Raw genomic sequence first — 21,192 nt, 5'->3', positions numbered from 1 at the left:
GAAGCAGATAAGAGGAATTCTCTTACCTCATAGGATTGGGAATGTTAACGTATAGCGGTGTTTCACCACGCTGATGGAACCGGCTGAGCAGATTGGCTTTGGCCGGTAAGGCCTCGGCGGTCAACAGATCGCAAATGACGTCGTTGATGTGCGAAGACTCGGTTGTCTTTTTTCGAAGCTCCTCCAACGTATTTCTCACCACTCTCCAGTAAGGCTGCTCCTCTTGACCTGTATAGTAAGCAAGACGTTGTACCACATGACTGAGGTGATTGACAAAGAAATAATATTTTAATCGGTGACGTGATTCTTCCTCTGTATAAAGGACAGGACTGTTGGCGTTGACTACCTGACCAATCCAACCTTGCTGTTCCGCTAAGGCTCGATTGACACTGATGCCTTCCAGATCCCTAACCACAAAAGCGGCAGGCATGCCATCTTCAAGACGCAGCATGGAATTCTGTACATGAGCTTCCAGACTAATGCCTGTCTCGGCATACAATTCCACAAGTGGAACCATGGATAACTCCAGATATTGACGAAGCCAGGCATACCAGTCTGTTTGCAGCCTCGCATCATTTTTACTATTCGCCGATGAAGCAGATTGTAGATTTTCCCGGACAGCCCGGAACAACAGCGGTTCGGTTTCTCCGGGAAGCACCTCCATTAGGGAGGCCACGACATAAGGCGCCGCTGAAGCAGAGCGGCAAGACTCTGGTGCTTCGCGCAGGATCATGGAGAATCCGGAGATCAGCGCATCCTGAGGGGAAGAAGGTATCTCCGGTACCTTCAGGGTGCGGTAGCCTTTTTCTAGCAAAATTTGAAATTTCTCTGACGTCCAGCGATCCTGAATCTGTTGTACAATCCTGGATGCATCTAGGGTACGCAGCAACTGCTCCTCATTGTTCTCGCGGATAAAGTTTGTAATTCGAATGTGAAGAGACAGTTTGTAGAAACAGCTTTCCTTAGGATTCCAGACCGTACGCACCGACGAGGTGGGGTACACGGAAGGCCCGGTAGAGCCAAGATCAATTAATGCGCCTTGCTCTAATAAGGATTTTACAGGTTCAAGTGTCCGCAAATATTCGGCCTGCCAAGGATGACAAGGGAGGAGCACATAATGTCTGCATTCTGGAGGGAGTTGCGTCCAGGCGGCCTCAGCCATTTCCGCAGGAACCCAGGGTGCTTCGCTGCCATAATCCACGGTATCCAACCAATCCTCTAACACAAGTTCATGGGTTGAAGCAAAACAACTGAGAGGAAAGCTAACGCCAAATTCTGGCGAATAGGTATGCGAATCCGAAGCACTGAAGCCCTCCAGACTTTTCGGAGTTGGATGAAATGGATGACCGCATAACAATACCTGTTCCAGATAGCGAAAATCCAATGTTACAGGAGATGATGTATTCATTGCATGCTTCAGATATGAGGTCATATGCTCCAAACTGTTATAAACCATTTGCTCCAGCTGTACTCGTTTCAACATTCTGGCATCAGGATTGGGTTCAACAGATGATATTTCATCGAGTAACAGCGTCGTAATTTGTTCAAAAGAAAGCTCTCTCCTACTACCAGGCTGTGCCTCTTCTAGTTCAGCAATGTGAAACTTGTCGCCATAGACATGATGTCCAGCGGCGGAACGGTGATGCAGATTTCCATATATCCTCTGGTTTGTACGTGGGAGCTCAATAACAAGTGAAATATCTGGCTTGGTGTCAAGTCGAACATAAGGATCATGCTGCCCCGTTTCCCGAAGATAAGCGTTCAACATGCGGCTGAGCATCTCCTGACAGGCAAGCTCTTTCGGGGAAACGACAGAAGGACATGCAGTCTGCCGGGATTGATCGATGGTGACATTATCCTTGGTCATGATTGATTATCATCCTTTCACAATTTATTGGAGTGGCAGTTGTACGGGAGCTTCGGCTCATGAACTGCTGGCCGACGTACAGCAAGGGAAGCGGTGAGCATGACTATCCCCATAACGAAGAATACGGCCGGAATTCCCCAAACACCTCCGATCAGGACTCCGATGGACGGTCCGGCAATCTGACCAGCCATTAACATGCTGTTAGTAGCTCCAATGCGTACGCCCCGATCCTGATCGGTGGAGGATCTCAGCACGTTCAGCATGACCGTCTGTAATAGGGCGCTGTAGAAGAATCCTTGCAGAAAACGCACTACCAGCAGCCAAGCCACCCCGAATGGAAGAGTATGTGCAAGCAGGCACATGCCGCATAACAAGCCAGCCAGCCGGAGATTGCGTTCGGGTGTGTAACGGTCGTTCCGTTTTCCCCACCAAGATGCGCCCACCAGCTCCCCAACCGATGACATCGCAAGTAGAACCCCGACCGTAAGCGCAGCAGCACCTGAGGAAGGGAGGATTTCGCGAATAAACGGGGTGAACATCGTAAACGTTGCAAAATCAGCGAGTTTGAAAATGATGCCTGCAATAACCAGCCTTCGGGCAATAGGATGTGTAATCAGCGAAACGAAGGCATGGATAATTCCGCCCTTGTTTCTGTTTTTGTCCTGGTTATTCGACATTGCAAGTGAAGGCTGGGGCTGTTCCACAGGAGGCACGTGACTTTTGTTCTTAGCCGTACGAGTCAGATGCGTCGTCGCCCCCGTTAATACGAGTGCGGCAAGAACAGCAAAGCTCAACGTCAACGATGCCGTAATGAACAATAGCGGACGACTTCCCCACGTGTTTACACATATGCTTCCAAGCAGTGGTCCCACGAGCAGGCCTGCTGCCGATGCCCGCTCCAACTGTCCGAGCGCAGATCCCTGCTTTTGGTCAGGGGCATGGGTTCCCACAAACGCACTGCTTGCATCCGATATGCCTCCAAATGCTCCTTGGCAGAGACGGAACAAAAAGAATTGAAACGGGGTCTGGGCAATGCCCATCAGAAACATGCTGAGGGCCAGTCCGACCAGCGCTCTGACAACCATCCATTTTCGACTCCAACGATCTCCGATCTTACCCCAAAAAGGGGTTAGAAGAGCATAGGATAATGCAGGTGCAGATACGGACAGACCTGTCCACAGTAGCACTTCTTCTGGAGTTCCCGCGTTCAGATGCTCCATGTAATACGGTATAAAAGGGCTGATTCCAGTCAGCCCGGTACTGGAAAGAAAGCGTCCACCCCATAAAATGCGGACGCTCTGTTTCCATGCCATCTGAGACATCATGTGTTCACTTCACCACCTTGATTTTGGCAATTTTAAACCAATTGCTGATCAGATTATCAAGAATGATTCTCAATGTCAATCTTAATTTTTTCAAAAACTTTCCAAAAATTTTAGTGTTGACAGGAAAAAAAAGGATATGCATAATAGGCCCTGTGTCCAATTATGAAAATGATAATCATTATCAATAAAACGATTTTGGACAACAATATGCCCAGAAAGCTGGTGTAAACACATGGAACAAAGTACCCTGCAAATCAAGGATCGCTCGCTTAAAGTTGCGGATTCCATTATCGATTGTATCGGTCAAACACCACTGGTTCGCTTGAATTCATTGTTCGGATCTTCAGGAGCTTCGGTGTATGCCAAGCTGGAAATGATGAACCCCGGCGGCAGCATGAAAGACCGACCTGCACGATACATTATCGAGCAGGGTCTGCGAGATGGAACGATCAAGCCGGATACCCATCTCATCGAGAGCACTTCAGGAAATCTGGGAATTGGCCTTGCATTAACCGCCAAACGATATGGCCTGAAATTCACCTGTGTGGTTGATCCGAAAATCACATCGACGAATCTGAGGATGATAACCTACCTCGGGGCACAGGTTGACATGGTGACTGAACCGGATGAACACGGGAGTTATTTGCAATCCCGCATTCGCAGGGTCAAGGAGTTAGCCAGTCAAGACCCAGCAGGTTACTGGATCAACCAGTATGCCAACCCTTTGAACTGGCAAGCTCACTATCATGGTGCAGGTCAGGAGATTGTGGAGCAGATGGATGGACAGATAGACGTACTGGTGTGCGCAGTGAGTACGACTGGAAGCATTCTGGGCATATCCCGCCGCGTGAAAGAAGCAAATCCACATGCGCGGATCGTAGCCGTTGATGCAGTCGGCTCGATTATTTTTGGCACACCATCCCGTCAGCGTGAATTGCCAGGCATCGGAGCCAACCGGGTACCTGAGTTATTCAGCCCGAACGAGATTGACCAAGTGATTCATGTGGATGATCGGGAATCCGTGCTGGGCTGCCAAAAGCTGCTGGAACGGGAAGGCATTTTTGCAGGGGGTTCGTCCGGATCACTGGTTGCTGCATTGGAGAAATTGGTTCCGACTTTGCGGCCCTCAGCCAAGGTAGTCACAGTCTTTGCAGATCGAGGAGAACGCTATCTTGACAGTGTGTATGACGAGCAATGGGTCAATCAATTACCGCCAAGCCAAACGATCAAAAGTATATAAAATTTATCTCGGAGGAGAGATCAGATATGAGTACCGTTCAGAATCACAGCCTTTTGTATATGAGTAAACAGGATATTATAGATCTGGGAGGGCTGTATTCAGAGCCATATGTCAAAGCAGTAACCCGTGCTCTGGAGCTTCATGCCAAGCGGGATATCGTGCAACCGTTGAAGCCTTATCTGCGGGTTAACGAGGAGAGCGGCCATATTGCCGATCGTATTATTGCGATGCCTGCTTATGTGGGTGGCGATGTAGCGATCAGTGGTCTCAAGTGGATTGGGAGCAAACATGATAATCCTTCAAAGCGTCATAAGGAACGTGCAAGCGCTCTTATTATCCTCAATGATCCGGAAAGTAACTATCCGGTGGCAGTGATGGAAGGCAGTGTTATCAGTGGGATGCGCACAGCAGCAGTTACAGCTATCGGGGCAAAGTATTTAGCCAGAGAAGGTTTCCGTACGGTGAGCGTAATCGGCTGCGGGGTAATCGCCAGAATGCAAATTACCTCACTGCTTGAACAATTTGACTCCATTCGTACCATCCACCTGTATGACCTGAATGCCGATACGGCCCGCCAACTTGCCGATGAAATTGATTCGCGTTTTGATCAGGTTGAAGTACTGGTGGAAGATTCGTCAGAACAAGCGGTGCGACAAGCGGAAGTACTCGTAACGGCTACGGTAGCCTCATCGCCGCATATTCCGTATGAATGGATTGCGAAAGGTACATTTGTCAGCAACATCTCGATCATGGATTTGCACAAGGATGTATTTACGCAAGCAGACAAAGTGGTCGTAGACGATTGGGATCAATCCAACCGGGAGAAAAAGATAATTAATCAGCTGGTGCTGGAAGGCAAGTTCTCCCGTGAACAGCTTCACGCCGAACTCGGCGAGATTCTGATTGGGGAAAAGCTAGGACGAGAACATGAGGATGAGATTATTGTGCTCAACCCGATGGGGATGGCGATCGAAGATATTTCGAGTGCGGCCGAGATGTATGCAAGAGCCGTTGAACAAGGAAAGGGCACACGATTATGGCTGTAGAGTTAAAGACAGGGCGTATGCCTCAGGTCGAAAGAGTTCGTGAGCACCTATTGGCACTGAAAGAACAGCAGACAGAACCGGTATGTGCCTACATCCGGGATGTAACAGCACTCGTCGCTCATGTGCATCAGCGCGTACAATCCATGCCGGAGTCCAGTCAGCTATTCTATGCCATCAAAGCCAATTCGGAAGAAGAGGTGCTTCAAGCGCTGGCACCGGTGGTGCATGGCTTCGAAGTGGCATCTCTGGGCGAGATCGTGAAGGTGAGACAAATCTCTGCCGATATTCCGATTTTGTTTGGTGGACCAGGCAAGACGGAAGCCGAGCTTCAGGGAGCAATAGAGCATAAAGTGCGGCTTATTCATGTGGAGAGTATGCACGAGCTGAACAAGCTGAACGAGATTGCCAGTCAAAATGACGTTCGGGTATCCGTATTGCTGCGGATTAACCTGAAGGGTCCACTGCCACAAGCGACACTGGCGATGGGTGGTCGTCCGACCCAGTTCGGGATCGACGAGGTCATGCTGCCACACGTGATGAACCAGATTCGGCATTTGCCACATATTCAGGTCGGAGGGTTTCATTTTCACTCCCTTTCGAACAATCTGGATGCGGAGCAGCATGTGAAACTGGTTGAATATTATTGCACGATCGCGCGGGATTGGGCGAGGCAATATGGATTCACGTTGCGGTATTTGAATGCCGGGGGTGGAATTGGTGTGAACTATGCCCATCTGGAGCAACAGTTCGACTGGAACACATTTGTGGATGGTATCACACCGGTATTGGAGAAGGAACTGCCTCCGGAAACGACTTTGTTGTTCGAATGTGGGCGTTATCTCACTGCATCGAGTGGGTATTATGCAACCGAGGTGCTGGACGTTAAAGTCAATCACAGCAAAACCTATGTCATCGTGCGCGGCGGTACGCATCATTTCCGCCTGCCCGTTTCCTGGCAGCATAGTCATCCGTTCGAATTGATTGAGGTGGAGGGCTGGATGCATCCGTATGACAGACCCGAGGTGAAGGAAGCCGCTTATACCGTGGCAGGTCAGTTATGTACTCCGAAAGATATTTTGGCAAGTGATATTACATCAGGCAGAGTTCGGGCAGGAGACATTTTGCTGTTCCACTTCGCGGGCGCCTACGGTTGGGCGATCTCGCATCATGACTTTTTGAGTCATCCGCATCCGCAGCACATATATTTGCAGTAACACATGAACGTTTTGAGGCAGAGCAATCATGGGAGGTGTCATTATGAACGGTCTTACAGCATCGTTGGTCAGGTCCGAGGAGTGGATACGGGTGCGGCGACGTATTTTCAGGCAATTGGTAGAGTCGTTTCTGTACGAGCGAATATTGAGTGAACCGGTAATCGGGCATCATGTGGAGGCAGAGTATAAGCTACGAGGGGAGACGGAGACAGGAGAGAAGGTGGAGTATACCTTTTGGGCTGTACGAAAAGAGAGCTTTGACCGCATCCGGCTGTCAGACAAACCAATTATACGGATAACTTCGAGAGAACGAGCGGAAGCGGATTCCATTCCCCTCTTTTTACTGGAGATTGCTGCGCATATTCCCACATCCGAAGCTCAGCTGGCGCAATTCATGGATGAGCTTCAGCAAACCCATCTGAAGGACACGCAGTCCGTGCGATGGCGTGTTGGTCAGCCGGAACCCCAGGTATCGGAATACGACGAGTGGGAATCTGCCCTGATTGAAGGGCATCCGTATCATCCTTGTTACAAATCCAGAGTTGGATTCACGCTCTCTGACAATGAAGCCTATGGGCCGGAGTTCAAACCTGAATTCAAGCTGGTCTGGGTTGCGATTAAACAGGATGCTGCCCAAATATCCATTTCGTCTTCACTGGACACCTATGCGGAATTTATTCATAACGAGCTGGGACATGAACTGCAGGCATTCAAGTCGATTCTGCAGGGAGTTGTGTCGGACGTGAATTTGAAGTTGAATGCCAATGCCAATACCGATGTCGAGGTGGATGGGAATACGAATGAGGATGCAAGTGTGAATCAATATGTATTCGTTCCTGTGCATCCCTGGCAGTGGGAACGGATAATTTCGGTGGCGTGTGCGGAGCAGCTTCGAACTGGGGAGATCGTGTATCTGGGTCAAGCAGGTGACACCTATCGTCCCCAGCAATCCATTCGAACATTGACGAATGTGAGTCATCAAGTTAAACCCTATGTCAAACTGCCGCTGAATATGGTGAATACGTCCTCCGGACGAATTCTGGCACAGCATACGATCATGAATGCGGCCCGTATCTCGGACTGGCTTGGTCGTGTGGTTGCGGAAGATTCATTTTTGCAGGACGAGCTTGGTCTGATTGTTCTAAAAGAGATTACAGGGGTATCGTACTATCACCAGAAACTGCCCAATGTGCTGGAGCAAAAAATATACGGATCACTCGGGGCGATCTGGCGGGAAAGGCTGCATCCACGCTTGATGGCAGGAGAAGATGCTTTGCCATTCAATGCTTTGTGTCATCTCGATCAGCAGGGCACTTCGGTTATTAAACCGTGGGTAAGCGAATATGGCCTGGACCGCTGGGCCCGGCAATTGCTGAATGTTGCGGTGGTACCGTTGATACATTTGCTGTACGCACATGGAGCTGCACTGGAATCTCATGCGCAGAATATGATCATCGTGCTGAAGCATGGCTGGCCCAGCCGGATTGCGCTTAAGGATTTCCATGACGGTATCCGTTACTGCCCATCTATTCCCCACCCGCTTGGATACCCGGATATTGAATATCCGCCTGCCAACCATCAGCGGGTGAATCGCAATTCGTTTGTGGAGAAAGAAGATCCTTCAGAGGTGAAGGACTTTATGTTGGACGCGTTGCTGTTTATCAACCTGACCGAAGTGGCATTTTTCCTGGAGAAGCATTTTGGCCTGAGTGAAAAGCAATGGTGGCGCATGACTGCCGAAGTGATCTTGAATTACCAGGAGCGTTACCCGGAGTTACAGGCGCGATTTAAACAGTTTGATGTTTTTGCACCCGAGATTGAAGTGGAGCAACTGACCAGACGGCGAATTCATGAAGGGCCGGGGGATTGTGTGCACCGGGTAAGTAATCCACTGCATGTCTACAGGCCAGTGCCGCAGGATTAATCAGGAGGGGAGGAGTACATGCGCATGGAAAGAACGAGAATATCTGAATGTCAGAGCCATGACGAGGATCAGGGTAGGCAGTCGTTTTGCATAGATGAATCCTCTAGCCATTCAGAAAATGGTGTTGCAAGCCCCGGACTTGGAGTAGAGAAGGAGCATTGGCAAGAGCAGCAAAGAAAACTGTACACCGCAGCCCTGTCTTCACATCACTATACCGATGCACGCAGACGCATTTTCAGACAGTTGGTTGAATCCTTGATGTACGAAGGTGTGATTGAATATAGCTCACAGAAGGAGTCGGGGTTCAACGTTTGGGAAATGGAGGGTACAGGGCTGAATGGTGAACGGGTCATCTACGCATGCAAGGGAACAAGGCATCCTACCTTTGGCCGTTTGCGGCTGAACCATGAACCGATGACAAGACGTGTCGATGTGGATGAGATTCCAGCTTCGAAAGGCAGCAGCTTCCAGAGGGGAGAATCTATTCAGCTCGAAACTATAGAGGGACAAGAAGCGGAGTCGATTTCTCTATTTTTGCTGGAAGTCGGACCAGCTATAGGCGCGAATGAGGGGAAGCTGCTGCATTTTGTTAAAGAGCTGGAGCAGACGCTGATCAATGACACACTGGCACGATATGTACGAGCTGAGCGGCAGAACAATCTCCATGCTCTTCCCGATGAGGACTGGGAAAGTGGAATTATCGAAGGTCATCCATACCATCCGAGTTATAAATCCCGTATTGGGTTCCGAATTGAAGATCAGCTTGAATATGGACCCGAGTTCGGTGGATGGATTAGACCGATATGGGTCGGAATTCATAAGCAAAACGCACGGATAAGTCATGGCGCGAATGAACATGGCCTGGATACAGGGGATTGGCTTCAGGAACAACTTGGCGAACGAGAGTTGGAACGCTTCTTCATGGCACTACAGGAGAACGGTGTTGATCCGGCAGAGTATGTGCTCATGCCAGTCCATCCGTGGCAATGGCGAACAACGGTCAGTTCCGTACTTGCTGAAGACATTCGTAACGGGAGCATCGTCCCGCTTGGCAGCAGCGAAGACCGATATACTGCTCAACAGTCGATTCGCACGCTAGCTAACCGATCACGTCCGCATTTACCCTACTTGAAGCTGTCGCTGAGTATGATTAACACATCAACAGGCAGGGTCATCGCCCCACATACGGTGGAGAACGCACCTCGCATTACCGACTGGTTGCAGGGAATTCACAAGCAAGATCCATACTTGAGAGATGAGCTGCGTGTCATTCTTCTGGGAGAGATCGCTGGTGTTGCATACGACAATCACCAGATACCGGATGCCTTGAAGCCCCTCTCGTATGGTGTGCTGTCCTGCATTTGGAGGGAAAGTGTACATTCCCGGCTGGAACAGGGTGAATCAGCAATTCCGTTTAATGCATTGGCTACACTGGACCATGCAGGCCACCCAGCGATTGATCCCTGGGTGAAAAAGTTGGGTGCGGAAGAATGGCTGTCCGAGTTGCTTCTGACTTCGGTACGACCACTCATTCACTGGTTATTCGCTCATGGAATTGCTCTGGAGTCTCATGCACAGAATATGCTGCTTATTCACCGGGAAGGCAAGCCCTTCCGCATTGCCCTGAAGGATTTTCACGATGGAATTCGATTTACAAGAGATGCACTTAGCGATCCGCAGTTATGTCCAGCACTTGTCGAGGTAACGGAATATCACCGCCGTGTGAACCGCAATTCATTTCTGGAGACGGAAGAGCCGGCAGAAGTGCGAGATTTTATACATGATGCCTTTTTCTTTATCAATCTTGGAGAACTGGCCTTATTTATGCAGGAGCATTACCAAATCACGGAACAGTATTTCTGGAACATTGTTCGCAAAATCATTACCGACTATCAACAACGTTTCCCTGAATTTCAAGCACGTTACGAATTGTATTCCTTGTTTGATCCTGAGATCGGAGTGGAGCAATTGACGAAGCGTCGCTTGTTTCCAGATGATGAATTGCGTATTCATCAGGTTCCGAATCCATTAGCGCACTCGTTTATGGATAAATATGGGTCAGATGAGGATGAAATAAAAAATAGTATATGATATCAAAAGAATATTGCATGGACAGAAACTGGAATTGTAGGATATTGTTTTAATAATGATAATCATTATTAATTAGGCTATTAAATAGGAACAGGGGGTTGGATGGAATGCAAGTAGAGAGAAAGAGGATTGGAATGAAACCATGGGTACATTTTGTTATGCTGGCGGTACTGATGCTGGTGCTCGCGGGTTGTGGGAATTCGGGATCGGGTGCCGCCAACGGTTCAGCAGCGGAAACAGCTCCAACCGAACCAAAGCAAGAAGAAACCGTAGCCAATACTGGAGATACACGTACCGTCAAAGATGCATATGGTGAGGTTCAGGTTCCGGCAAATGCAAGTCGAATTGTGGTACTGGACATTGGGGCCTTGGATAATTTGCTCGAGTTGGGCATTAAACCTGTAGGCGCACCTTCCATTCTGGCAGCAGGCGATCCTTACCCGGCCTATCTGAAAGGCACAGAAGGCATTGAGAATATCGGATCAGTGAATGAACCAAGCCTGGAGGCTATCGATGCACTGAAGCCGGATTTGATCATTGGTAATAAAGATACACATGATGCCATCCATGATCAGTTAAAACAAATCGCGCCTACGGTGTTTGTAGAAACACTCGGGGTAACCTGGAAAGAAAATCTGCAGCTTCATGCCGATGCTGTAAACAAGCTGGAACATGGCAAGAAGCTGTTGGATACATATCAGCAGCGCATTGAGGAATTGAAATCCACGCTTGCAGGCAAAGATGCCAAGGAAGTATCGCTGTTCCGTCCCCGTGAAGACAAAATTCAGGTCTATCTGAAAGAAACCTTTGCAGGTACGATTATGGAGGATGCCGGAATTGTTCGTCCTGCAGCACAGCAGGATGCAGGCTTCTCCAAGGATATTACAGAAGAACAGATTGCTGATCTCGATGGTGACGTAATCTTCTGGTTTAACCGTGAGCCGGATGCATTCGCCAAGCTGGAGAAAAGTAAATTGTGGGCGACGTTGAAAGGAGTCCAAAACCAAGCTGTGCACCCGGTCGATTGGGAGTACTGGATGAGTGGTCTGGGCATTCAGGCTGTAAACAAGGTCGTGGATGACTTGAACACCTATGTAGCCAACTAAACGCAAAACATGCTGTACCGTTTCCGGAGATAAGGGATTGGGAATTCAGTATTAACAATTGCAATTATGCTTCCAAGTGGTCATAGCTTAACTGTAAAATTGGGTCGTCGAATGTGACGATCCAATTTTTCTGATTTTTCTGCATATGGCTCGTGCCACGTTATATTCGTGCTCTATATTTGATCCTATATAATAGAAGGAAAAATTTTTACAGTCCGTTTTCTTAAATGATTTATACAACATATTGAAGTACATAAATCAAGCAGCATGCAGGTCGGAGGCGTAAAAATGAACACAAACATCAGGTTTAAAATCACTGGTTTAGCAACCATCATCGTGTTGACACTTCTCGCGTTTCTATTCAGCATCATGTATGGCATCGTACAGATTCCATTTCGTTCTGTTGTTGATACGTTCTATGCCTTTGACGGATCGCGTGAACACCTGATCATTCAAACCGTCAGGCTGCCAAGAGCAGTTATTGCCGCAGTGGTTGGCAGTTCGCTGGCTGTGGCCGGTTGCCTGATGCAGGCAATTAGCCGGAATGCCCTGGCGGGCCCTGAACTGTTCGGCATTAATTATGGCGCTGCACTTATCGCGGTGCTTGCTTCCTTTTGGTTGGGAACAACTTCCCTGCAATTATTTGCATGGTCTGCTCTGTTGGGCGCGGCAGTAGCAGGTGTGCTGGTGTTCCTTCTTAGTTCCACGGGCAGACAACCCTTATCTTCAGTCAAGCTTGTCCTGGCCGGAGCTACATTAAATTTGCTATTTGCTTCATTAACACAAGGCATCCTCATCCTGAATGAGCAATCCCTGGATACGATGCGCTTCTGGTTGGCGGGTTCATTGACAGGCAGAGATCTGGAACTGTTTATTCAAATCCTGCCTTATCTGATTATTGGCATCATCTGTGGGTTTGCATTAAGCAGTCAATTGAACATTTTTGGCTTAGGAGATGAAGTGGCTCAAGGATTAGGACAGCGAATGAAGATGATTAGGATCATCTGTATTATCGCCATTGTTCTGCTGGCTGGCAGTGCCGTGGCGCTTGCCGGACCAATCGGATTTATCGGGTTGGCCGTTCCGCATATTGCAAGGTCCATAACGGGCAGCGATTATCGCTGGTTGATTCCGTACTCTGCTGTTCTGGGGGCACTGTTGCTTCTGACAGCTGATATTGGGGCGAGATTTGTATTGCCTGAGCAGGAAATTCCTGTTGGAGTGGTCACAGCCTTCTTCGGTGCACCATTCCTCATTTATTTGGCCCAAAGAAAGGAGAGATCGATATGATTTCTTCTATTATAAAGAGACGTGCAATCACCGTTATTCTGATCCTCCTGTTTTTGAATGCGGGAGCGCTTGTGCTTAATGTGATGTTGGGGGATCGTTCCATTGCTCCAGGAGAAGTATTGCGTAGCCTGATGGGCAGGGGAGAGCAGGAATATTACTTCACCATTCACCAGTTAAGGTTACCCCGGGTACTGACCGGGTTCCTGGTTGGGTGCGGTCTGGCACTGGCGGGTACAATCTTGCAGGTCATTACGAGAAACCCTCTGGCATCACCTGGCGTGATTGGGTTGAATTCGGGTGCGGCTGCGGCAGTGGTTGCCGTCATGGTGCTGGTTCCTACTTTTCCGATGCGGCATATGCCCTGGATTGCATTCATTGGAGCCTTTCTCGCGGCTACGGTTATCTATGGATTGTCATGGAGAAAAGGAGAGGCGAGTTCCACGGTTCGCATGCTGCTGGTTGGTGTGGGCATATCTGCAATGGCAGGTGCATTAATCACGTATTTGCTGACGGTGGGCAAAATATTTCGGGTCTCCCAGGCATCCGTGTGGATGGCAGGCAGTCTGTACGGACGAACGTGGGAACACTTTTGGCCTTTATTGCCGTGGGTGCTAATTCTGTTTCTTCTATTAATATGGATGTCCAGAAGGCTGGATATGTTTCTGCTGGATGTCCAGTCAGCCGCTGGGTTGGGTCTGCGCGTGGAGACCATGCGGGTGTTGTTCCTTCTGATGAGCGTAGGACTCGCTGGGTCTGCGGTGTCGATGGCAGGAACGATTGGATTTGTTGGCTTAATGGCTCCTCACATGGCAAAACATCTGGCAGGCAGTCGGAGTCTGGTTCGCTTGCCGATTGCGGCGTTACTTGGAGGACTGATCGTTATGCTTGCAGATCTCGCCGGACGGACATGGTTTGCTCCGTATGAGATTCCGGCCGGATTAATTACGGCGATGATCGGGGCTCCGTATATGATGTATTTGCTGTTACGACGCAGAGGGATATAATGAAGAAAAGGATTCAGAATGCAAGAAAGGCTGGTGCATCTTTTCATGCCATCATATGTGAACGAAGCCAATCTAATCTATCTTTTATCTTCAGTACGTAAACGAAAGTTTCCCATGACCCGACAAGCCAAACATGTTCGGGTTCCTGTATACATATTATGCTTTATTACAGAGGGCGAAGGTGTTGTTGTACTGGATGGTGCGCTACAGAAGGTTCGTCCTCTCCAGTTATATCTGCTTGTACCCGGCATGATTGTGGAATTCCCGGAGCAAGGCAGTACGTTCGAATATTATGGGATATGGTTTGAACCGCTCAGGCTTACCAAAATTAGAGGGAAATATGAAGCATTGCCTTCCCTGTCCCTATCCGGTGCACTCTCGCCAGGGCATATTTCCGTGCATCATCCGCAACAGATTCTCCAACAGATCGTACAGTTGTATCATCATAGTCGGCAGGAACGAAAACGGGACTCATTGAAGTTGAGAATCCAGTTGGAGCAGTTGATCCAGGATATTATGAAGAATGAACCGGAACAGCAGAGTACCGTAATGGATGAACGGGTTGAACGGAGCATCCTTTATATGGAGCAGCACTATACGGACAAAGTAAGCATTGAACAGCTGGCTGAAGCAGCAGGTGGCATGCCGCCGGTTGCTTTTTCACGTTTGTTCCGAAGTGAAACCGGTTTGCCGCCAGTCGAGTACCTGAGCAATGTACGCATGACCCGGGCGAAGCAGATGCTGAATATGAAGAACAGTCGAGTGAAGGAAGTGGCAGCTGCGGTCGGTTTTCGAAGTGAATTTTACTTTAGCCGCATGTTTCAGCGCATGGTGGGTGTATCACCTACATTATATATGAAGCGAGGCAAGTTAAAGGTGGCTGTAGCATCCTCGCTTGGATTCGACGACCATCTGAAATCAGTTGGAATCGAACCGGTTTGTGTGGTGGATTTATTCCAGTATCCAGGTCAGAGCACTGAGCAGTATGCAGAACAATTACACAGCCAACTGATGAAGTTGGAGCAGTCCAATCCGGATATGATTATCGCCGACCATTATCATACCGCGTTCAGAGAGCAGTTCAAACAAACCGCTGCCCCTGTATTTTTGGATTTCTCTGTGTGGGACTGGAAAGGAAACTTTGAGAAAATTGCCGAGTTGGTGAACCGGGAACGCGAGGCTTCGGAGATGCTGACACGTCTGGATGTGCAGATTGAGACAACGGGACAGACGCTGCGCCGGATGCTGGGCCAGAAACGGATTACTATCATGCAAGTCAGCCATCGGACGATTGGCATTCAGGGGAAGGTGAATCATCCGCTCAATGAATTGATATACGGCGAGCTTGGTCTACGCCCGGGCAATCAGGCTCCAGCAGAACTGTGGCGAATGGAGCTGCAGCCGGAGGCTATGCCTGTATTGGAGACGGAACATCTGTTGATTCATCATCATCATATTCTCGCTGGTAGTGATAAAATGTATGACGAGTTGACCAGAACGGCAGCATGGCCCCAGATTCTGGCGGTGAAGGATGGAAAAGTTAAGCGCATTCCCAATTGGTTTGTAATGAGTTGGACCCCGCTCGGTAGACAACGAATCATGAATGAATTAATGGCAGCCGTGGGTGAACATCAACAGGGATAAACAGTGCTGAACTGGTGGCGTTTCAACAGGGATCGTACTGCAATAGGCAATCTACTCATATCAGGGAGAGTGAAGAATGAGACGAATTGGGCAAGGAAGAACGGCTGAGATCTATGCGTACCCATCCAATCAGATTATGAAATTATATCATGCGGATTTTCCAACCGAAGCTGTCCAGAATGAGTTTCGAATTACCGAGGCAGTATTCCAAAAGGGCTTACCTGTTCCACAAGCAAGGTTGTATATGGATGATGCAACGCGCAAAGGGATTATATTTGAACGGATTGAAGGCAGCACGATGTTATCCCTCATGATTCAGGAGCCCGTGTTGATCGAAGAACTATCGCGTCAAATGGCAGTCTGTCATCATAGCCTTCACGCCCAACAGGATGATGAAGGAGCACTCCCTACACAAAAGCAGATTCTTACTGGAGCCATTCGAAACACCTCTCTGCTGTCTGAAGAGGATAAAGCACTGGTAATTACTTATTTGTCGACCCTTCCAGAGCGAAAGCAAATCTGTCACGGCGACTTTCATCCCGATAATGTCATGCTGAATGAAACAAGAGATCAACATTGGGTTATAGATTGGATGACAGGCATGTCGGGTGATCCGGCGGGTGATGTGGCACGTAGTTGGGTAATATTAATGAGCGGCACGTTGCCGGAGGATGCGGACCCGGCTGTTCACAGGGGATTTGAATTGGCTCGCAATGTAATGCTGAATCATTACATCCAGCAGTATATACAGATTTCCGGGATATCCCGCCAGGAGTTGGATGCCTGGATTCTACCTGTTGCCGCTGCACGTCTAGACGAGAGGTTACCTGCAGTGGAAGCGGATCAGTTAATCAAGCTTGTACAGGATCGTATTCGTCTGCTGAAATGATATATATAGTTTAACTAACAAGGATAACGAGGTGAAGAAATCCATGCTGAATTCATTAAAAGCCATCCAATCTTACAAGTCAGGCTATCTCCCGGAGGGGGAGCAGCCATTGTGGCTGCAGCTGCTGGCAGCGGCGGAGCAGCCGAATATTAACCTGGAACGCATTCATTCCATAGCAGAGCTGGAAGGTACGAATCCGGTACTGGATTACGTAGAACGCACACTTCAGGTGCTGGAGCAGCTTGAGGTTTCTTTTTGGGTGCGAGAAATCCTGGAGGAGGTGCTGGTCTGGTCGGAAACGGCAAAGGCAGGATCACAGAAACAGCGACGGAAATGGCAGAAGAAGGGGATTAACTTGTTCGTGCACAATTTGGGTTCAGCCCAGCTATACGACATGTATGGAAGAGTTGGGGATTTGCACGGCAAGCAAGGCAATCGTGAGGAGGAACATTCATCTCGATTGGAATCCCTGAGTGATTTATCAAATGATTATCCAAGTGGTAGTACACAAATTGCGCAAACTGCATATGGTTCGACCACACTTCGGCATGAGATCATTCGAACCCTTATTGCCACACACGGGCTTATTGGTCAATACATCAGAGGAGAAATCCCATTTGCCGAAAATGCCCCACTGCATTCGTTCATACCGCAAGGGTGGCTGACCGCAGATGAATTGCAGGTTATTCTGATGTCATTAAATGAATGCATCATTGCAGGCGTTGATCCAGCACTGTGGAATCAGGTTCAGTCTGAAGTGCGGCGTATCGTAGGCTGGATTATTACAGAGCCGGATCATACGGACTGGAATGTGAAGGAGCGGCTGTCACGCTTGCGGAGCTCGTCTATACGTCAAGGAGAAGCGATGGATGAAGCGTATGCCAAACTTCAAGCCGAGCTTGAGATGGATAAGGTACTTGCTCCTCTGGCTCATCGAACCTTATGGTATGTGGAGTCAGCGATGCACGATTTTTCGTTGCAGGAGATGGTTAAGATTTTCCTTTTGACGCTGCGCAGTGAAGCTATGGTGTTATCTGTAGATGATTCGATGAAGAACAGCACTGGCAGAGTAACCGAAGAAGAAGGAGTGGGCTTGAATTCGACTTCGCAGGAGCAACAATTAGATGCGGTGAGGCATATCAGCTTCGAACCACTAATGAACACGATGTATTACGATTACAAAGGTGTCAAGAAACTGAATATATACAAGAAACGAATGATTGAAAAATATTTGGAGCAATATTCGTGGGAGCAGATTGAAGCGGGTGAGACGATCACTTACCCTCATCTGACACATCGAATTGAACGGCATCCGGATTTACGGGATACGGTATTTGTGACATTTGAATTTTCCCCGGCGGCAGAGAAGCTGATTGCTTTCTGTATAGAGGCAGAAAAGTCTCCGTTATACGAGAAGGCTGTGCTGTTGTTATTTGACTTGTTTGGATTGCGTCGGGATGCGTATGATCGGTTCCATAATGAAGAGACGTATCTGGCCGACATGAACAGCTCAGGTGATTACAAGAAAGTACTACTGGATTACATGGTTGGCAAACGTGTGCTCGATATCGGTCCCGGCGGTGGAATCTTGCTCGATCTGATTGAACAGGAACGACCTGAGATGGAACCAATCGGCATTGATATTTCAGCGAATGTCATTGAGGCGTTGGAGCGCAAAAAGCAGCGGGAGGCACATCACTGGCAAGTATTGAAGGGGGATGCTCTTCAACTGGATCAATACGTGCAGTCAGGCACGGTGGATACGGTTATTTTTTCATCCATTCTGCATGAACTGTATTCGTATATTGAACGTGACGGACGCAGATTCAACAGGGATACGGTCGTTGCTGCGCTAAGAAGTTCATTTAACGTGTTGTCCCCCGGGGGCCGGATTCTGATCAGGGATGGTATCATGACTGAACCCGAAGCGCAGAAGCGTCGAATTCGTTTCCTCGAACCGGATGGGATGCGATGGCTGGAGCGGTACGCACAGGATTTCCAGGGACGCAGCATTGAATTCGAGCGAATCTCTAAGGACGAGGCGCTGCTGGATATCAATGATGCTATGGAATTTCTGTACACCTATACATGGGGCGAAGAAGCATATGTCCATGAGATTCAGGAACAATTCGGCATATTTACCCCATCGGCATATGAGCAATGTATTCGCGAAGCGCTGGGTGAGCAAGCCGAGATTATTACATTCCGACACTTTCTTCAAGAAGGATATACGGAGGCGCTTGGAGAACGAATTATATTTATGGATGAACAGGGTCAACCTGCACCTTTGCCAGACAGCACCTGCCTGATCGTGATTGAAAAGAAGAAAGGAATGGCGGACAGATGACAAATGAAGCCAACACGGCTTTATATTTTGTAAGGCACGCGGAATCTGAATATATCGAAGGGCAGGAACGCGAGCGAGGTCTGACGGAACAAGGGAAAAGGGATGCGGCTAGCGTTGCGGGTTTGCTCCATCGGGAGCAGATCCAGTTGTTTTATTCCAGTCCGTATAGACGGTCCGTGGATACGATTCAGGGGTTGGCAGAAGTGTCAGGTGGCATTGTGGTCACCGAAGAGGATTTGCGTGAGCGTGAGCTGTCCGGTCCTGAAGTGAAGCATGAACATTTTCGTGAAGCCAAACAAAGGCTTTATGATGATCCTGCATTTGCTTATTCAGGTGGAGAATCCGGCGAAGTCGCTGGGGCGCGGGCAATTGCTGTTATACAGCGTATCCTGGATAGGCATACGGGACAAAAAATAGTGATTGGCACCCATGGGGATATCATGACGTTGATTTTCAATTATTATGATCCGTCCTATGGTTATGACTTCTGGGTAAATACAACGATGCCGGACATCTACAAACTGGAGTTTGAACGTGAAAGCAGGTTGGTTCAGGTAACACGATTGTGGGAAGAACAGGTTTAGTTCTCTTGGTAACACGTTCTAACGACGATAGGAGGCGACTATACTGAACCTCAAGTTGATAGGGTCCGTTTTGGAGCAACAAATCCGTTTTAATGACAATAAAAGTTTATTTTATAATCGGGGCAAGTCTGCCTTAGGGCCATCTCCGCGAACGTTGTGCTTGCTATTGGAATATCGCGCTCAAGTGGCAAAAGCATTAGAACCTATTTTTACAGATGGATTATTGAATCATTTTACAATTAAACTAGCAGAGCAAGAAATCCGCCATTTTATCCAGGTGAACCAGTTTATGCAGTTTACGAGCAAAGACAAGTTGCAATTGGCAGAATTATATAAAGATCAATTTATGCGAATCTGGTCTCTTTTGCAGAACGAGGGGGCAGGGGAAGAGGTAGTGCAGCAATTTTTCCAAAAGCACTATCAACAGTTAAGAACATTTCTAATACAGACCAACAGCGAGGAATTGTTTAAAAAATATACAATGGATCCACATCTCTTCTGGGTGCCTTGTGAGGAGTATTCGGCGGATCTACAGGTATCCTGGCTCGGCTTGGATGTAGAGCACCTGCATCCACCGGTGCTTGATCTTGGCTGCGGCCCGCAGGCAAATTTGGTCCGATTTTTACGTGAAAAAAAGATAGAAGCTTATGGGATGGATGGAATCTTCTTTTGAACAAGAACAGTGGGGGACAATAATATCCCATTTGGCATTCTCCAACCATTTTACACATCATCATCTCAAGGCAGACGGCGAACCAGAAGGATACGCTCAGAAATATATGGAGCTATTAAGAGCGCTAAAACCAGGAGGTTCCTTCTTCTATGCGCCGAGTGTTCCTTTCATAGAGTCATTCGTAGATCAACTTCCCCAGTACTTTGTATGTCGAACCTGGATAACACCAACACAGCAAATGACGCGAATTAATCGGCTGGACTAGATGAAAGGGGGCAAGCGCTGTATGAAGATTACGTTTATGTCGGATACATACACTGTTGAAGAACTGAAAGTCCCTCACTTGCATGATAGGACGTACTGCATATTTGATCTAGAGGGCACAGGGATTAATCCGACAGCAGAGAGTGAGACCCAATTTGGTGCGATGTATTACAAAAAAGGAGAATCATTAGATTCATCGTTCTCTTCACTTGTGCATGCCTCCAAACCGATTCCGGAAGCGGTCGCGAAGTTAACGGGCATTTCGAATGAAGATATGATCCAGGCCCCCTCGTTCGCAGAAGCATATCACACTTTTCTGGAATTCATCGGGGATAAGGTATTAGTAACGCAGGCGGGTTATGAGTATGATCTGCCCATTCTGAAACGCCACTGTGATATGTATGGGCTGTCAATGTTGACCAATCCGGTTTTGGATACAAAAGCGATGTTCACATATATTCATCCGAAAATTTCCGATGTCATTTCTACGGACTTCTTGATTCATTATTACGATCTGGATCCAGAAGGAATTCACAGGCACAATGCCTTGGCGGATTGTAGTGTGATTGCTCGTATTTTTGAACATGTCCTGAACGAATATCAGGAACTTGCATTGGATTATTTTACGGCGGACGCTGAACATGCGATGAAACGTTTTGTTATACCCGAGATGTATTTGACAGC

General features: G+C 48.2%; 16 protein-coding genes. 14 read left to right on the top strand and 2 right to left on the bottom strand.

Translation table 11 applies throughout. The features are described from left to right. Nucleotides 1-22 precede the first annotated feature (22 nt). Nucleotides 23-1,867: an IucA/IucC family protein gene (locus AMS66_RS06010; RefSeq protein WP_053779925.1), complete on the bottom strand. Its 1,845-nt coding sequence runs from the start codon at nt 1,865-1,867 to the stop codon at nt 23-25. 17 nt (nt 1,868-1,884) lie between these two features. Further along, the gene (locus tag AMS66_RS06005) at nt 1,885-3,192 is read right to left on the bottom strand and encodes an MFS transporter (RefSeq protein ID WP_053779924.1); all 1,308 of its coding nucleotides are present in this window, start codon (nt 3,190-3,192) and stop codon (nt 1,885-1,887) included. A gap of 232 nt (nt 3,193-3,424) precedes the next feature. On the opposite strand from AMS66_RS06005, the gene sbnA reads away from it, so the two are divergent. The 14 genes from sbnA to AMS66_RS05935 all read left to right on the top strand — a co-directional run. Then, nucleotides 3,425-4,432 (top strand): 2,3-diaminopropionate biosynthesis protein SbnA, encoded by a 1,008-nt coding sequence (gene sbnA / locus AMS66_RS06000; RefSeq protein ID WP_144424424.1) that lies wholly within the window; start codon nt 3,425-3,427, stop codon nt 4,430-4,432. A 26-nt stretch (nt 4,433-4,458) separates the two neighbouring features. Beyond that, entirely contained in the window at nt 4,459-5,478 is a 1,020-nt protein-coding gene (gene sbnB, locus AMS66_RS05995) for a 2,3-diaminopropionate biosynthesis protein SbnB (RefSeq protein ID WP_053779923.1), read from the top strand. After that, nucleotides 5,469-6,692, top strand: a complete 1,224-nt coding sequence (locus AMS66_RS05990) for a type III PLP-dependent enzyme (protein WP_053779922.1) — start codon at nt 5,469-5,471, stop codon at nt 6,690-6,692. Before sbnB ends, AMS66_RS05990 begins: the two co-directional genes overlap by 10 nt. 43 nt (nt 6,693-6,735) lie before the next feature. Continuing rightward, nucleotides 6,736-8,616 (top strand): IucA/IucC family protein, encoded by a 1,881-nt coding sequence (locus AMS66_RS05985; protein WP_053779921.1) that lies wholly within the window; start codon nt 6,736-6,738, stop codon nt 8,614-8,616. A 24-nt stretch (nt 8,617-8,640) separates the two neighbouring features. Beyond that, the gene (locus tag AMS66_RS05980) at nt 8,641-10,707 is read left to right on the top strand and encodes an IucA/IucC family protein (RefSeq protein ID WP_082350595.1); all 2,067 of its coding nucleotides are present in this window, start codon (nt 8,641-8,643) and stop codon (nt 10,705-10,707) included. A gap of 134 nt (nt 10,708-10,841) precedes the next feature. After that, on the top strand, nt 10,842-11,813 hold the full coding sequence (locus AMS66_RS05975; protein ID WP_160319671.1) for an ABC transporter substrate-binding protein: 972 nt from the start codon (nt 10,842-10,844) through the stop codon (nt 11,811-11,813). A 288-nt stretch (nt 11,814-12,101) separates the two neighbouring features. Next, nucleotides 12,102-13,103 carry a FecCD family ABC transporter permease gene (locus AMS66_RS05970; protein WP_144424422.1) on the top strand — a complete coding sequence of 334 codons (1,002 nt, stop codon included), beginning with the start codon at nt 12,102-12,104 and terminating at the stop codon, nt 13,101-13,103. After that, nucleotides 13,100-14,107 carry a FecCD family ABC transporter permease gene (locus tag AMS66_RS05965; protein ID WP_053779919.1) on the top strand — a complete coding sequence of 336 codons (1,008 nt, stop codon included), beginning with the start codon at nt 13,100-13,102 and terminating at the stop codon, nt 14,105-14,107. The genes AMS66_RS05970 and AMS66_RS05965 overlap by 4 nt, the downstream gene beginning before the upstream one ends. A 45-nt stretch (nt 14,108-14,152) precedes the next feature. Then, nucleotides 14,153-15,751 carry a helix-turn-helix domain-containing protein gene (locus AMS66_RS05960; RefSeq protein WP_160319670.1) on the top strand — a complete coding sequence of 533 codons (1,599 nt, stop codon included), beginning with the start codon at nt 14,153-14,155 and terminating at the stop codon, nt 15,749-15,751. A 76-nt stretch (nt 15,752-15,827) separates the two neighbouring features. After that, on the top strand, nt 15,828-16,640 hold the full coding sequence (locus tag AMS66_RS05955) for a phosphotransferase family protein (RefSeq protein WP_053779917.1): 813 nt from the start codon (nt 15,828-15,830) through the stop codon (nt 16,638-16,640). 43 nt (nt 16,641-16,683) lie between these two features. Continuing rightward, entirely contained in the window at nt 16,684-18,987 is a 2,304-nt protein-coding gene (locus AMS66_RS05950; RefSeq protein WP_053779916.1) for a class I SAM-dependent methyltransferase, read from the top strand. Then, on the top strand, nt 18,984-19,571 hold the full coding sequence (locus AMS66_RS05945) for a histidine phosphatase family protein (RefSeq protein WP_053779915.1): 588 nt from the start codon (nt 18,984-18,986) through the stop codon (nt 19,569-19,571). The genes AMS66_RS05950 and AMS66_RS05945 overlap by 4 nt, the downstream gene beginning before the upstream one ends. A 70-nt stretch (nt 19,572-19,641) precedes the next feature. Further along, entirely contained in the window at nt 19,642-20,244 is a 603-nt protein-coding gene (locus AMS66_RS05940; RefSeq protein ID WP_144424421.1) for a hypothetical protein, read from the top strand. Between the two features lie 286 nt (nt 20,245-20,530). Beyond that, on the top strand, nt 20,531-21,192 hold a 662-nt coding region (locus AMS66_RS05935), incomplete at its 3' end, for a 3'-5' exonuclease (RefSeq protein WP_053779913.1).

This window comes from Paenibacillus xylanivorans, assembly GCF_001280595.1.
Classification (GTDB): domain Bacteria; phylum Bacillota; class Bacilli; order Paenibacillales; family Paenibacillaceae; genus Paenibacillus; species Paenibacillus xylanivorans.
This window is presented reverse-complemented; position numbering and strand designations above follow the sequence as displayed.

Coding starts and splice junctions, on each gene's coding strand:
- AMS66_RS06010 (WP_053779925.1), bottom strand. CDS start 1,867: ATGACCAAGGATAATGTCACCATCGATCAATCCCGGCAGACTGCATGT.
- AMS66_RS06005 (WP_053779924.1), bottom strand. CDS start 3,192: ATGATGTCTCAGATGGCATGGAAACAGAGCGTCCGCATTTTATGGGGT.
- sbnA (WP_144424424.1), top strand. CDS start 3,425: ATGGAACAAAGTACCCTGCAAATCAAGGATCGCTCGCTTAAAGTTGCG.
- sbnB (WP_053779923.1), top strand. CDS start 4,459: ATGAGTACCGTTCAGAATCACAGCCTTTTGTATATGAGTAAACAGGAT.
- AMS66_RS05990 (WP_053779922.1), top strand. CDS start 5,469: ATGGCTGTAGAGTTAAAGACAGGGCGTATGCCTCAGGTCGAAAGAGTT.
- AMS66_RS05985 (WP_053779921.1), top strand. CDS start 6,736: ATGAACGGTCTTACAGCATCGTTGGTCAGGTCCGAGGAGTGGATACGG.
- AMS66_RS05980 (WP_082350595.1), top strand. CDS start 8,641: ATGGAAAGAACGAGAATATCTGAATGTCAGAGCCATGACGAGGATCAG.
- AMS66_RS05975 (WP_160319671.1), top strand. CDS start 10,842: ATGAAACCATGGGTACATTTTGTTATGCTGGCGGTACTGATGCTGGTG.
- AMS66_RS05970 (WP_144424422.1), top strand. CDS start 12,102: ATGAACACAAACATCAGGTTTAAAATCACTGGTTTAGCAACCATCATC.
- AMS66_RS05965 (WP_053779919.1), top strand. CDS start 13,100: ATGATTTCTTCTATTATAAAGAGACGTGCAATCACCGTTATTCTGATC.
- AMS66_RS05960 (WP_160319670.1), top strand. CDS start 14,153: ATGCCATCATATGTGAACGAAGCCAATCTAATCTATCTTTTATCTTCA.
- AMS66_RS05955 (WP_053779917.1), top strand. CDS start 15,828: ATGAGACGAATTGGGCAAGGAAGAACGGCTGAGATCTATGCGTACCCA.
- AMS66_RS05950 (WP_053779916.1), top strand. CDS start 16,684: ATGCTGAATTCATTAAAAGCCATCCAATCTTACAAGTCAGGCTATCTC.
- AMS66_RS05945 (WP_053779915.1), top strand. CDS start 18,984: ATGACAAATGAAGCCAACACGGCTTTATATTTTGTAAGGCACGCGGAA.